7 protein-coding genes are annotated in these 13,857 nt (G+C 49.1%); 3 read left to right on the top strand and 4 right to left on the bottom strand.

Annotated elements, in window-relative coordinates; all coding sequences use genetic code 11:
- Positions 1-80: 80 nt before the first annotated feature.
- From tamL to GS398_RS17775, 4 genes are all read right to left on the bottom strand, one after another.
- The gene (gene tamL, locus GS398_RS17790) at positions 81-2,354 is read right to left on the bottom strand and encodes a translocation and assembly module lipoprotein TamL (protein WP_160908161.1); all 2,274 of its coding nucleotides are present in this window, start codon (positions 2,352-2,354) and stop codon (positions 81-83) included.
- Complete coding sequence (locus GS398_RS17785) at positions 2,347-7,422, bottom strand: translocation/assembly module TamB domain-containing protein (RefSeq protein ID WP_160908160.1); 5,076 nt, start codon at positions 7,420-7,422, stop codon at positions 2,347-2,349. Before GS398_RS17785 ends, tamL begins: the two co-directional genes overlap by 8 nt.
- Positions 7,423-7,502: 80 nt before the next feature.
- On the bottom strand, positions 7,503-7,949 hold the full coding sequence (locus GS398_RS17780; RefSeq protein WP_160908159.1) for a YMGG-like glycine zipper-containing protein: 447 nt from the start codon (positions 7,947-7,949) through the stop codon (positions 7,503-7,505).
- Between the two features lie 138 nt (positions 7,950-8,087).
- Positions 8,088-8,927 (bottom strand): RpnC/YadD family protein, encoded by an 840-nt coding sequence (locus tag GS398_RS17775; protein WP_160908158.1) that lies wholly within the window; start codon positions 8,925-8,927, stop codon positions 8,088-8,090.
- 161 nt (positions 8,928-9,088) lie between these two features.
- Between GS398_RS17775 and dnaE the strand changes: the two genes are divergently transcribed.
- From dnaE to GS398_RS17760, 3 genes are all read left to right on the top strand, one after another.
- Complete coding sequence (gene dnaE / locus GS398_RS17770) at positions 9,089-12,664, top strand: DNA polymerase III subunit alpha (RefSeq protein WP_160908157.1); 3,576 nt, start codon at positions 9,089-9,091, stop codon at positions 12,662-12,664.
- A gap of 227 nt (positions 12,665-12,891) precedes the next feature.
- Complete coding sequence (trxA, locus tag GS398_RS17765; RefSeq protein WP_160908156.1) at positions 12,892-13,212, top strand: thioredoxin; 321 nt, start codon at positions 12,892-12,894, stop codon at positions 13,210-13,212.
- 134 nt (positions 13,213-13,346) lie between these two features.
- Positions 13,347-13,853, top strand: coding sequence for a hypothetical protein (locus GS398_RS17760; RefSeq protein WP_160908155.1), 507 nt, complete (start codon positions 13,347-13,349; stop codon positions 13,851-13,853).
- Positions 13,854-13,857: the final 4 nt, after the last annotated feature.

Genomic DNA, 13,857 nt, shown 5'->3' with positions numbered 1-13,857 from the left:
TTCTACGGTTGCCGGTACCGGAACGATCCTGTCCTGGTATCCGGTTATGTTCGGTTTGTCTGCCGGTGCAAGGCCGACGACTAGAACGGATACCCGATCGCCAGGTTAAAGATCAAATTATCTTTCCGCCAGGCTTTATCTCCGAAATTGACATCGCTAAGTACCCAGCGGTCGCCCTTCGGCAGCCATGGCTTGCGGATAGGGAAGGCAAGATCCGTACGCAGGATGAGGAAAGAGAGATCGAACCGAAGACCGAAACCAGCATCCATAGCCAGTTCGTTCAGGAAGTCCTTGCTGAATTTCACTCCCGGACGCGCCAGTGCACCGGTCTCGGCATTCTGGAGCCAGATATTTCCAGCATCAATAAAGAGCGCTCCCTTTACGATACCGGCCAGCGTGGGACGAAATTCCGTGTTCATTTCCAGCTTGATATCGCCGGACTGATCGGCGGTGACGGTGTTGGTACCTATGCTGGGATCGCGATAGGTACCCGGACCGAGAGTGCGTGCCCTGAACCCGCGTAAGCTGTTGGTCCCGCCGATAAAAAACTGTTTTACGTACGGCATAGATGTGGAGCTGGCGTACGAGTACCCGTACCCGGCAATGATCCTGCTGGCCAGCGTGGAATTTAACCCGAGCTTGCGGTAATGCCTGAAATCGCCCTCTACCCGGATGTATTTGGAGAACGGGGTCGAAATGACAGAGGTCAGTCCCGGGATATTTCCCGAGATATCTATGTTACCGTTAAAGTAAAAAGTGTTCTTTTTAAAGGTTTCGTTGGTGTTGGTGTAGTTGTAATTATAGATCGGGCCGATGGTGAATTGCTTCTCGATGGTATGCTTGAGCGTGGGGTTTACGTTCGACACGGAATCGTAATAAGGGGTAACCTTCGACGGTTGTAGATAATTCAATGCCAGCACGCTTAATTGGTGTTCTTTACGCACATTTTCTTTCCAGGTATAACCGAAGGAGGAGCGTAAGGAGGTAAGCGTGTAGCTGTCGGGCCTGTTCAGGAAATCGTAACCCAGGGAGATCTTCGTTCTCGGGATATAAGCGCTGTTAGATCTCACTTTAAATGGCACGATAAATTTCGGGATAGAAAGCGTGGCTTCCGCACCGTAGCGGTAAATATTATTAAAGCTTTTGCTGGCAGACGAAACCTGTACGTCGGTAGAAATATACGTTGAAAAGGTAAGCAGTTCCGCGCCTTTAAAGGCGTTGCGGTTCCGCCAGCTGAGGGTAAACTCGGAGCCCGTAAAGTTCGCCGAATTGGTACGCCCGGTAACTTCCGCCCTGATCGATTTTCGCTGGTAAGGGGTGAGCTGGTAGTAAACATCGAGCATCGGTTTCCCTGCGCTGTCGGCTTCCTCGAAGCGGTTCTTTACGAATTTAAAAGTCCCGAGGTTTACCAGGCGGTTCAGCGACAGGTTATGGTCTATGCGGTTATACACATCGCCTTTGCGGAAAAACATGGTGCGGCTAAAGATCTGTGGTTTAAAGGTTTTCCGCGGGTCGATCACGTAGAAATCGTCGTAAAAGGTCATGGTTTTCCGGGAGGTGGCGGTGGTATCGCGCAGCCGGTAGTTGGGGTAAATGTAGATGTTATTTATGGAGTAAATATCGCGCGCTTTCTCGGATGTGGTGCGTTTAATATTCACATACATATCTACTTTATGCTCGTTGTTGGTGCTGTCTACCTGTACGATGAGGTCTTCGGGACTAAAGAAATAGAAACCTTGTTCTTTTAAGTGGCCGTCGATGCGCTCACGTTCAGATTTAACGACATCGAGGTTGTAAGCGTCGCCAACTTTGAGGAAGCTGGCTGCCGCGGTCGCACTCACCGCTTTACCCAGGTCGGAACTGTCTGTGGTGAACTTCACGGAGTTGATCATATACTGCGGGCCAGGGAAGGCATGGTACTCGAGCTTTACCTTTTTTGCGCCTTTAAAAATGGTATCGGTGGTATCAGTGGCGCGGAAGTACCCGCGGTTTTCCAGCCTGTTTGAAACGAGCTTTTGGTTATAATCCACTTTTACGGTACTAAAGAGCACCGGCGGCTCTCCGAATTTGCGTGCAAGCCAGCTTCCCAGCCCCTTCCCTGATTTGCTGCGTAAACCGTAGATCATCAGTTTGAACCGGATCCCAAGTATGGAGCTATTAGGGCGGGGACGTAACAGCGTATTAAGGTCGGCTTCCAGTAGTTTCCGTTCCTGTTTTTTAACGTCTTTATCCTTCACTTTCACGGTTCCGCCTAAATAAAGCCGGTCGTTTTCAGGTACATACTTCGTGGTGCTGCAAGCGGAAAGTATGAGTCCCGCTACCAATAAAAGCCAGTATGCCGAGATCTTATTCATCTGTTTTGTCTTCTTTTTTTTCCTCTTTCTTGGCTTCTTTTTTTGCGTCGCGTTCGGCACGCCTGCGTCGCTTGTCTTCTTGCGTACGTTGCTGGAAGATCTCTTTAAACCGGTTATAATCCATGGTAAGCACGAAGCCGACCCCCGTTTCTATCACCTGGCCCTGGAGCGCCACCTGGTATTCGTTTTTCTGGTAGGCGCGGAGCAGGTAACGGCCATTCTTGGAAAGCTGGTATTCCACGGATACGTCGCCCGCAAGGTTACTGGTGCGCGCCCCGGGTTGTTTTGGCCCTTCGAGCTCGAAGTTGCTGCCGATATTCACCTTAAGGCGGTCATTCAGCAAACGTTTGGAGAGACCGACATTCAGATCTGTCCGGTTTGCCAGTTGGCCGGTAGTATAATCTTCGGTCGACTCGAGGTCAAAATTAAGCTCCACACCGCCGATCAGGTCGCCGGCAAGATTGTTTAATTGCTCGGAAAGCAGCTTGCTTACACTTTGCCTGGCGAGCGTGGCTGCACCGCCACCACCGCTGGCACTGCTGGCGAACGGGTTCTCGCCTACGAACCGGTTAAGGAGGAGCAGCGCAAATACTTGTTTGTTCAATTCCGAAGGCTCCTGGCGCAGCTGGGTAAGACGGTCGTTTACTGTGCCGGTCACTTCGGAAGATACGTTATAGTTCCGTTCGGGAAGCACGATATCAAAGGAGATCTCGGGCTTTAGCAGTTCTCCTTTCATGGTAAGATTTACTTCGAACGGTAGTTTCTGCTTGTAGGTATTTCGCTGCGAAGCAGGCGCATCGCCAAGCGTATTGTCCACCAGGTCGAGCGGAGATGTGTTGGCCACGTAGGTGGCGGTCAGGTTTACGTCGGCCGTGGTGGGCTCGCCCGTCCAGGTCATGGTGCTTCCTCTTTTAATCTCGAAGCGACGTTTCAGGAAGTTGAAGGAAAGCTCGTAAGCGCCTTCTTCGAGGTTATAAGTTCCGGTGAGCGTAATTTTCCCGCTGGGGTCGATACCTGCGTTGAGCTGTGCCTCGCCCCTTACTTTCAGGAAATCGCCGTTACCCTCATCGATGATGATGTTGAATTCCGCATTTTTATCCACCTCGAGGTTCATGGACACGTCCATGCCGGTGATCGTCGATTGATTGAGCGAGTCGAGTTTCGAGCTGAGGATCGCCGCGAGGTCGGGATTATCCATGTCTACGAACTCCACGATGCCTTCGCGCTCTTCAATAGCGGGGTCGGTTTGCGGCAGTACGATGGTGAACTTGGTTTTTTCATTCACTTTCAGGCTGCCGTCTACGGTAGGGGAGGTTATGGTACCGCCGATATGCAGCCGGCTGTTCAGGTATACCTGGCCGTAATAGAGTTCATTGTCTTTTGCCGTAGAGTTGATGGCCCTGAAATTATCGGCGTTCAGGTCAAGGTCGAACCGGTAGTCTGTGTAGGTTTTGGTGTAAATAGTACCCTGGAGTGAAGCGGTATTTCCGGCCGAGTCGATCACCGTGAAGTCTTTGAACCCGATACCCTCTTCGTTGAACGCCACCTGGTTGTCGCGTATGCGGAAGTCGGAGTTAAGCATCACCACCCTGAACCCGGCCTGGTTAAAGTTTACGCCGCCGCGGATTTTTGGGGCATCAGCGGTACCGGTGATCTTTAGTTTGCCATTAATGCTTCCGCGCGAATTGTTAATGGCGCCAAACGTAAACCCTTCGATACTTTTGATGTTAAGATTCGCGATATCCAGGTCCATATCGAAACTGCTGGAACCCGTGTTATAATTGCCGTTGAGCAAAAGCTGGTTCCCATTGCCGGTGATGCTTACGTTCGCCGCAAAAACATTTGGCCTTTCGTTGTTTACTTTCATGGCCACGTTTCCCAGGGTATCGCCGCGGAAGTTAAAATCGCGGACGTTCATATCTGCGGTGAAGGTAGGCGAGGCCTGCAGGTTACTGGCCAGCGCGGTCCCGTTAATGGTACCGCCCACCAGCAATGAATCTTTTTTAATGATCGACGTAAGCGTTTCTATCTTGAAATTACTGAAGTCGATCTTTAACGGGTTGTTTAAGCCAGGCGGGGTCGTATTAACGCTTAACCGCTGATTGGCGTTGGAAAGCACAAAGTTGGTAGCTTCGATGCCGTTGCCGCCAAAGCGGATCTCGTTACCCGATCCGACCGTCCAGGGCTGGTAGTTGAGCATCAGCCCGTCGGGTTGTAACGTAAAACGAAAGTCGGGGTTCGACGATGTCAGCGCACCCGCGATCCGGTAATGAAGTTTTTTGTCTTTATCCTTTACCTGTACATCGGTTGTTAATATATTATTCTGTGCTTTTCCGCTGATGGTGGTATTTAACAGCTGGAGCTGCGGCGTGGCTACTCTTGCTACGCTGGCTGAATAATTGAGCGCGTTGTTACCGGTGTTCAGCGAGAACTGCAGGTTATTCAGGTCGTTGGTGCCGTAGAGTACACGCGGAGCCGATGCGTTCACGATCAATTCTCCTGCTGCGCTGTTAAACCTGCCCGAAATATTTACGGTTGCGAGCTCTTTCAGGTCGGGAACAAATTTAGCGAGCAGTGGTCCATTTGCCAATTTTGCGTTAAATGTCATTACCTGCGGGTCGTACACGTAAGGTTTTGCCGGCGGAGCTCCGATCGCGAAATACCTGTTCACAAGGTCCTGCAAAGCGAAACCGACCTGGGTAAGCTTATACTTTCCGGCAACGTTTGCCGAAAGGATCTCAGAGCGCAGCTTCAGGGTATTGCTGTCGGCAGTGGCGGTAGAAACCACGCTTACAGAATCCAGCTGGTATCGTTCACGGCCACGGGCAATCACTGCATTGGTGAGATCGATCGTGCCGTTAAGATAATCGGGATCGGCGGTTGCGAGATCAGCTACCAGTTTACCGTGAAAGCGAAGATCATCCTTCATGAAGTGCAGTTGTTGAAGGTTTGCGCTATCCAGATCCAGCACCAGTTTCACCCGGGGGTATTTTTGCGAAAGATTGGCTGTCATATCCAGGTCGAAGTCCAGGTTCGCATCGGTCATGTTCGCGGTAGCGGCGATGTCGCCATTGCGCGCCGACCCTTTAACCACGAGATTACGGTAGCCATAGTGATTGTATTCGGCACGGATCACTTTGCCGTCAAAATTGGCAGTCAGCTTTTTAGGGTCCAGCCCCGTTCCTGCCACGTTGGCTACCATCGTTATCTTTCCGATCGTGGTATCCTGTTTGATCAGCCTGCCTGCATTAAAGTTGAAGAGCTTGATATTGGCTTTGTACTTTTCGCTGCCCTTTACTTTTGCATTGTAAAATGCCACTGTTTTGGCACTGCCGAAGCTTGAGTTGAGATCCAGATCAGTCGTGAAAGACGTTACGCCGCCTTTAAATGTACCTTTCAGCTTTATAGACTCGGGGAGCCGGATATTTGCGGGGATGGTTCCCGGAGGGGCTAACGCGAAAATGTCAGCGCTATGGGTGGTAAAATCGTTGATCTTTACATCAAAATAGGCCTTATTCATATCCGGCAGCCCCTTTATCCGCGCAGAGGCGACCACACGCGTGTTTCGGAAGCCTGATATGCGTAAACTGGGAATGTTAAGGTCCTTTACAAGCCCGTTTACTTTTCCATCAATGTTAAGTATAGCATCCGGCGAGCTCTTAAATGGGTTCATTGTCGCCATGGTTGGCATAAAGGTGAGTACATCGCGTAATCCCAGCCGGCTGCCATCCAGGTTGGCGTCGACCCGCAGCTCGCCGGGATTTTTCGTCAGCGATTCGATAGAGGGATATTCCAGCCGGATATTGTTCAGCAGGATCGACCTGGAGGTGCGGGCGTAAAGGTCGTCGAGGTACGCCGCTTTTGCTCCGTAAAAGAATTTCGTTTTCAACTCTTTTAAGCTAAACCCGCTTTTCTCGCTGAAACTGCCGGAATTAATAGTGCCCGAGATGGTATCGATCCCGTACACCAGCTTTTCCAGGCCGATACTTAACTGCTTAATATCGAGGTGTGCAAAATCCATCCCGCGTTTTTGCACGGGGAGGTTATAATTATCGAAGCGGATATTGTTATTGGTCAGCGCGATCTCATCTGCAAACACCCGCCAGTTGGCTGCCGCGGAGGAAGCTTCTTTTGCAGCCTCATTGGCCACTACTTTAGCTTGTTCTTTTTTACCGAGCACGAATAGGATGCCGGCGTTTTCGAGCGTAATGTTCCGAAGGTCGACCCGTTGGTTGCGTAGGTCAATTTTATCGGTTTCAGCTTCCATCTTTGGGATATCGATGGTCGCCTTAATAGCCGAGACATCATTCCGGTAATCTACGCTGATGCGGTTGAGGTCAATAGTCCCCAGCTGCAGGTCCATATTAAAAGGCTGTGTCGCCTCAGCGGAATCAACCGCGGCAGGCTCGGCGGCGGCAAGCGGCTTGGTTTGAAGGATCTTTGCGTTTAGCCCCGATAAACGGATCGCGGGAATCGAAAACTTCATCTTGTCAAGATCGAAGTCCTTCACGCGGGTGTCAAAATGGCCCAGATACACATCGGCGTCATTTGCGGTGATGGCATCTTTAAACCTGGCGCGGATTCGGTCGAGGTTGATCTTATCGATCGAAAACTTCATAGTAGAAGTGGTGTCTTCGGGCTTAGGCGTTTTTTTTTGCTCACCTGCGAATGCTTTCACGATGTAATCATAGTTGAAAACACTATCGGCCGTCCGGCTGATGTTCGCGGTAACGCCACGCAGATCGATCTCGTTGATCTCGAGTTTGTTGTCGAGCAATTTAAGCAGGCTGATGTCTACCTTCAGGGTATCGCCTGCAATCAGGGTATCTTTCCGCTGGTCTTCGAAATACACATCTTCGAGTACCAGTAGTTTGGGAAGATTGAGGCTGATCTTGTTGATCTCCACCTTGGTGCCGATCTTGCCTTCCAGATAATTAACGGCTTTTTTTCTTGCGAAATTCTGCACGGCTGGGACGCGGATCAGGACGAAAAGGAGTATCACCAGGAAGATGACGATTCCGATGAGCCATAGTATCACCTTTAGAGAAATAAGTCCGATTTTTTTCAAGCTGCAAAGGTATTTGCACTTATAAGTCAAAATCAGCTTAAATGTTTGTAAAAAGTTGTATTTGGCACCTTAGGAAAGGGTTATTTGCCCTCCTTAAAACTGATGAGGATAGCGCCGTTTTCACCTTTGGTGCCGTAAAGGGCTACGGCCTCTGAATTGGTGAGGACTTTTACGCTGGTAATGCTTTCGGTGGCGACTTTTGAAAGCCGGTCGTGCACATATTTTTGATCCATGGGGATGCCATTGATCACGTAAAGCGTATTGATAGAATTCCGCAGACTGTCTGGTGTTTTCTTCAGCTTACCGGCGATAAACGCACCTGTACTGCCTCCCAATGCGGCCCCGATGGTAGCGCCGATCGCGCTATTCCCGGCTTTTTTACCGATCATGGCACCGATCGCTCCCCCCGCCGCCGCGCCAAGCGCTGCCCCTTTACGGGTTTTGTCCATCGATCTGCACGATGCGAAGACCATTAAGGCCGCCGTCAGCAGACAGAATGAAAAGGACAAACAGCGTTTTATGTGCATAAGGGCTATCCAGGTTATTTATCGGTACGGTTAGTAGAATCTAAGATATGCAAGTTTTAAGGTAAAGTCAAGAGGATAACGTGATAAAACGGGATTGGTTTTTGCCTGTTATAGGATTGTTGCAGAAGGAGGCTGCAGTTATTTTTCTTTTTCGCCGTTATCGATTCGGTGCTGTTTTAAGATCAGATCGATTTTTTCAGAGGAGATACCGGTGATCTCCTGCACTAAGGTTACGGAAACACCGTTTTTTAATAACTTGTTCACTGTGTCGAGTACCCCTTGTTCAAATCCTTCCAGGTACCGCAAATCTTCTGTAAGTTGAAATGTGACCGGCATGTTTTTTTCCTCCTGTATAATTAGTTGTTGTGTTTCTTTCCCTCGCAAATTCGATAGTATTTCGAGCTGCTTTACCCGTTTTTGCAACTCAGCTTTATCGCCTTTTGAAAGTATCCGCAATTTAGTCAATATCCGGCGAATGGTGTACAACTTCTGGTCGTCATTTCCCATTAAAATTGCCATCATTACTTCTCCCGGGTCATCGGAGCCCAGGAAAAGCTCAGTATCAAATGAGCGGATATCGAGCATCCTGCAGTTGTAACGCTGTCCAAAAAATGCGAGGGTGTCTTGCATCGAGAGTTTTTCTCTTCCTACATACAAAACGATTCCCAGCACATCTTTCTCGTAGGCCTGGTATAGCAGCAGATCATAAATTGCCATCCTCAGGCTCATCTTTGGGTCGTTACTACTCTGCCATTCTATGTGAATGATGTAGTTTTTTCTTCCGGGTGAGGTTACTTCGGCGATAGTGTCCGCTTCCCTTTCAATCACTGTCTGCTGTACTCTTGGTACCAGCGGCTTAATCGTAGTTGTGCCTGACTGGAGCAGTTCCCGCAACAACCGCATCTTGGGTTCCCTGAAATTCTCCCGGAGTATCTTGTCGAAATCATTTGCCATCACACTACTTTCTTCCGCCTGCAAAAGTGAGGTTAAGAATAGTTACCTACCGCATCGCCGATGCAAGTTGCCAGGCAGCAGTTGGCATCAAATTTTCCACACCCCGATTTTGATACTTTTCCACACTCCTTTTTGACCCTGATTTTTTTGATAATTTAGATACACATTTTTCAGAACGATCAGCGATGCCGGAATTCTCACATCTACACGTACATACACAATTTTCTTTACTTGACGGGGCCGCAGATATTTCGCGTCTCTTTAAAAAAGCAGCGGGCGACGGCATGAAAGCGATGGCGATCACCGACCATGGCAACATGTTTGGTGCATTTAAATTCGTTGCGGAGGCCGGCAAGCATGGTGTAAAACCGATCGTGGGATGCGAATTCTACGTGGTGGAAGACCGGCATAAAAAGCAATTCACTAAAGAGAACCGCGATGCGCGTCACCACCAGCTTTTCCTGGCGAAGAACGCGCAGGGATATAAGAACCTGATCAAGCTTTGCTCGCTCGGTTACATGGAAGGGTTGTACAGCAAATGGCCCAGGATAGACAAAGAACTGATCCTGAAACATCATGAAGGGCTGATCGCTACAAGCTGCTGCATCGGTGCTTCCGTTCCGCAGGCGATCCTGAAAAAAAGCGAGGAGGAAGCAGAAGCGGAATTTAAATGGTGGCTCGACCTTTTTGGCGAAGATTATTACATAGAGCTCCAACGTCATGATATCGACGATCAGAAAAAGATCAATACCACCCTGCTTACTTATGCGAAAAAATTTAATGTGAAAATGATCTGTTCCAATGATTCACATTATGTGGACCAGCAGGATTTCAATGCACATGATATTTTGCTTTGCGTAAATACCGGCGACATGCAAAGCACCCCCATTGCCACGGATGAAGAAGGTGGCAAGGGCTACCGTTTCGGGTTTCCAAACGACCAGTTTTATTTTAAATCGCAGGCAGAAATGGCGCAGTTGTTCCATGATCTTCCCGAATCATTGGACAATACCAACGAAATTGTTGATAAAGTTGAGCACTTGCAGCTTAAACGCGACATCCTGCTGCCCAACTTCCCTATACCGCCGGAATTTAAGATTCATACGGACGATACCCTGAATCAATGGGAATACCTGCGCGACCTGACCATGACCGGCGCCCGAACCCGATATAGCGATCTTACGCCGGTAATCGAAGAGCGTTTGCAATTTGAGCTTAACACTATCCGGATCATGGGTTTCGCAGGGTATTTTCTCATCGTTTCAGATTTCATTAAGGCTGGCCGCGACCTGGGTGTTTTTGTCGGGCCCGGCAGGGGGTCTGCTGCCGGATCAGTGGTGGCCTATTGTATTGGTATCACCAATATCGACCCGATGAAATATAACCTGCTGTTCGAACGTTTCCTGAATCCGGACCGTAAGTCGATGCCCGATATCGATACAGATTTTGACGATGCCGGCCGGCAGAAAGTGATCGATTACGTGGTGGATAAATACGGAAAGAACCAGGTGGCGCAGATCATTACTTATGGCTCGATGGCCGCCCGTACCAGTATCCAGGACGTGGCGCGTGTACTGGATGTGCCGCTTTCTGACGTGAGCGCGCTAAAAAAGTTGGTGCCCGACACCCTTGGCATCACCTTAAAGGAGGCCTATGCACAAGTGCCGGAACTGAACGAGATTCTGAAGGGAACTGATATCCGCGCAAAAGTATTGCAGGAAGCAGCTAAACTCGAAGGATCTATCAGGAACACGGGCATACACGCTGCGGGGATCATTATCGCACCATACGACCTGACGGATATTATTCCCGTGGCTACTTCCAAGGAGTCGGACCTGCTGGTTACGCAGTTCGACGGGAAAGTGATCGAAGATGCCGGTGTAATCAAAATGGACTTTCTTGGGCTGAAAACGCTCACAATTATAAAGGATGCCCTTCGGCTGATCAGGCAGAATTATGGCCTTGAAATAGATATCGACACCATCCCGCTGGATGATACCAAAACCTTTGAGCTCTACCAACGCGGCGACACCAACGGCACTTTCCAGTTTGAAAGCGACGGCATGCAAATGTACCTGCGTGAGCTTAAGCCCGACCAGTTCGAAGACCTGATCGCTATGAACGCATTGTACCGTCCAGGCCCGATCGAGTATATCCCCGACTTTATCGCCCGTAAACACGGCCGGCAGCAGGTGAGCTTCGACTTGCCGGTTATGGAAGAATACCTCGGTGATACTTACGGGATCACGGTATACCAGGAACAGGTGATGTTACTTTCGCAGAAATTGGCAGGGTTTACCAAAGGTGATGCCGACGTGCTCCGCAAGGCGATGGGTAAGAAGGACCGGAAAATGCTGGACAAACTGAAGCCTCAATTCATTGACGGCGCCAAGCAAAATGGGCACGACGAGAAGAAGCTCGAAAAGATCTGGACAGACTGGGAAGCATTCGCCTCCTATGCGTTTAACAAATCGCACTCCACCTGTTACGCTTTCGTGGCTTACCAAACGGCGTACCTGAAAGCGCATTATCCGTCTGAATACATGGCGGCGGTACTAAATAACCAGGGCAATATCGAGAAGATCTCGTTCTTTATGGACGAATGTAAAAGAATGGGACTGGCGGTACTGGGACCGGATATCAATGAATCAAACCTCAGTTTCGGCGTAAATAAAAAGGGAGAGATCAGGTTTGGAATGTCAGGGATTAAAGGGGTGGGTGAGAAAGCGGTAGAAAGCATCGTGGAAGAACGGGAAACCAACGGGCCTTATACCACCATCGTAGACTTTGCCAGGCGCTCAAACCCGCGTACCGTAAATAAAAAGGTATATGAGAACCTGGTATACGGCGGCGCATTCGACTGCTTCGGGTTTAACAGGGCCCAATTTTTCTTAAAACCCGATAATAGCCCGTATAATGGCATCGAGCGGCTCATAAAATACACAAACGACTACCAAAACAGCCTTAACAGTTCACAGGCATCGCTTTTTGGCGGGACCAGCGATGCACAGATCCAGAACCCGCAGCTGGCTGATGCACCGGAGTGGGGGTTGATCGAGAAACTTAAATATGAAAAGGACGTGATCGGTATCTATCTCACCGGTCACCCGCTTGATAATTACCTTTTTGAGCTGGAACATTTTTGCTCGCACCGCGTGAAATACCTGGCCCTGGCCACCAAAGCCAAAGGGGGCGAACTGCAGGACGACCAGGAACGGGAGGAGTTTAATAAAGTAAAAGGCCGCGAAATTACCATTGGCGGCCTGGTTTCGGGAGCGCAGCACCGTACCACGAAAACAGGCAAGCCGTTCGGCTCCTTTATCATCGAAGACTATAAGGATACTTACGAGATCGTTTTGTTTGGAGATGAATATGTTAAACAAAAGGCGTTCTTCACAGATGGTTATTTTCTCCAGGTGCGCGGAACCATCACAGAGCGTTTCGGGCAGAAGGATAACTGGGAGTTTAAGGTGAGTCACATCACCTCCTTGTCAGAATTGCGTGATAAGATGGCAAAATGTTTAACCATCCAGCTTCCGCTCACCGAGGTATCGGAAAGCTTTATCCTGCGCATGGATGAGATCCTCCGGCTGAATGCCGAACAGAACCCCAGCCGGAACTGCCTGTTGAAATTCAGCTTACTGGATTATGAAGACACCGTGGCCCTTGAAATGCCATCAAAGAATCATAAGATATTTCCAAGCAACGAGTTCCTGGAACAATTGAAGGAGCTTAGCAACGTTACCTACAAGTTGAACTGATTTTCTAAAACCAGCCAAGAACCAACACTTTTAACATGAGGAAAACGCTCTTTGCCGTCCTTTTAACGGCATATGTTAACTAGCGCGTTTACCTGGTTAGTATCCGCCTCCTTTTTAGCCCCCCGGCTGGACGACCTTATGCTACTGACAACCAATTGTCATATTGTTAACCCGCTATTGTGGCAGGGTTATTGAATACATACTTTTGATTAATAAAAAACTAGATCATGGCATTAGAGATAACCGACGCAAACTTTGAGGAGTTGGTGTTAAAATCAGACAAACCGGTACTGATTGATTTTTGGGCAGAATGGTGCGGCCCCTGCCGTATGGTTGGCCCGGTAGTAGAAGAATTGTCGAAAGAGTATAGCGGGAAAGCTGTAGTTGGAAAAGTAAACGTGGACCACAACCCGAACATTTCGATGAAATTCGGGATCCGTAATATACCCGCGCTGTTGTTCTTTAAGAACGGTGAGATTGTCGATAAACAAATCGGCGCAGTTCCTAAATCGGTGCTTGCTGATAAGCTGAGCAAACAGCTTGCTTAGTTGGGATTGATAAACGTTAAACGTGATGCGTTTAACGAAAAAAATCCTGCTTCATATGAAGCAGGATTTTTTTTTACCTGTAACGAACAGGATAAGCGGTCGTATCGGGAATAAATCTCCAGACGGATCTTATCATGAAAAAGCTCATTTACTTGTTTGTCATATTCCTTTTATTTGGTTGCGGAAAGGGTGCATATCCAGGGAAGGTGGATATTTACCTGCTCAAGTCGCATTCACAATTCACTACCGGCACTGCTTATCCCTACATTACGGCCATCACAAACGCGGTGCTTTCTGATACCATCCTGGTGAAAAGCGAGCAGATCGTTTCCTATGATTCCACGACGCATGTTTTTACGACAAAAAAAGGCGCGCTTAATTCGCTAAAGAACTTCGGGTCGAACAGGGCTTTTGCGGTAACTGTGAATAAGGAGATCGTGTACTGCGGGCAGTTCCGCCCGGGCTATCTTTCCTCGATAGTGACGGGTATCGCCTCAATCAACCCGGCGTTTAGCGAAGGAACGGAAAAGCTCGGGATCCAGTACGTGTCGGTGGCGGGCAGCGCTGTAATCGCCCAGCTCGACAAACGAAACGATATCCGCATAACTGGTCTGTTAAAGCAGCAGGGCCGGTTAAAATAACGGG

Source organism: Hufsiella ginkgonis, assembly GCF_009834915.1.
GTDB classification, from domain to species: domain Bacteria; phylum Bacteroidota; class Bacteroidia; order Sphingobacteriales; family Sphingobacteriaceae; genus Hufsiella; species Hufsiella ginkgonis.
Note: the sequence above shows the minus strand (reverse complement) of the source record. Positions and strands in the feature narration are given on the sequence as shown.

Bases quoted from the DNA above. Each gene is read 5' to 3' on its own strand.
- GS398_RS17760 (WP_160908155.1), top strand. From the start codon at position 13,347: ATGAAAAAGCTCATTTACTTGTTTGTCATATTCCTTTTATTTGGTTGC.
- tamL (WP_160908161.1), bottom strand. From the start codon at position 2,354: ATGAATAAGATCTCGGCATACTGGCTTTTATTGGTAGCGGGACTCATA.
- dnaE (WP_160908157.1), top strand. From the start codon at position 9,089: ATGCCGGAATTCTCACATCTACACGTACATACACAATTTTCTTTACTT.
- GS398_RS17780 (WP_160908159.1), bottom strand. From the start codon at position 7,949: ATGCACATAAAACGCTGTTTGTCCTTTTCATTCTGTCTGCTGACGGCG.
- trxA (WP_160908156.1), top strand. From the start codon at position 12,892: ATGGCATTAGAGATAACCGACGCAAACTTTGAGGAGTTGGTGTTAAAA.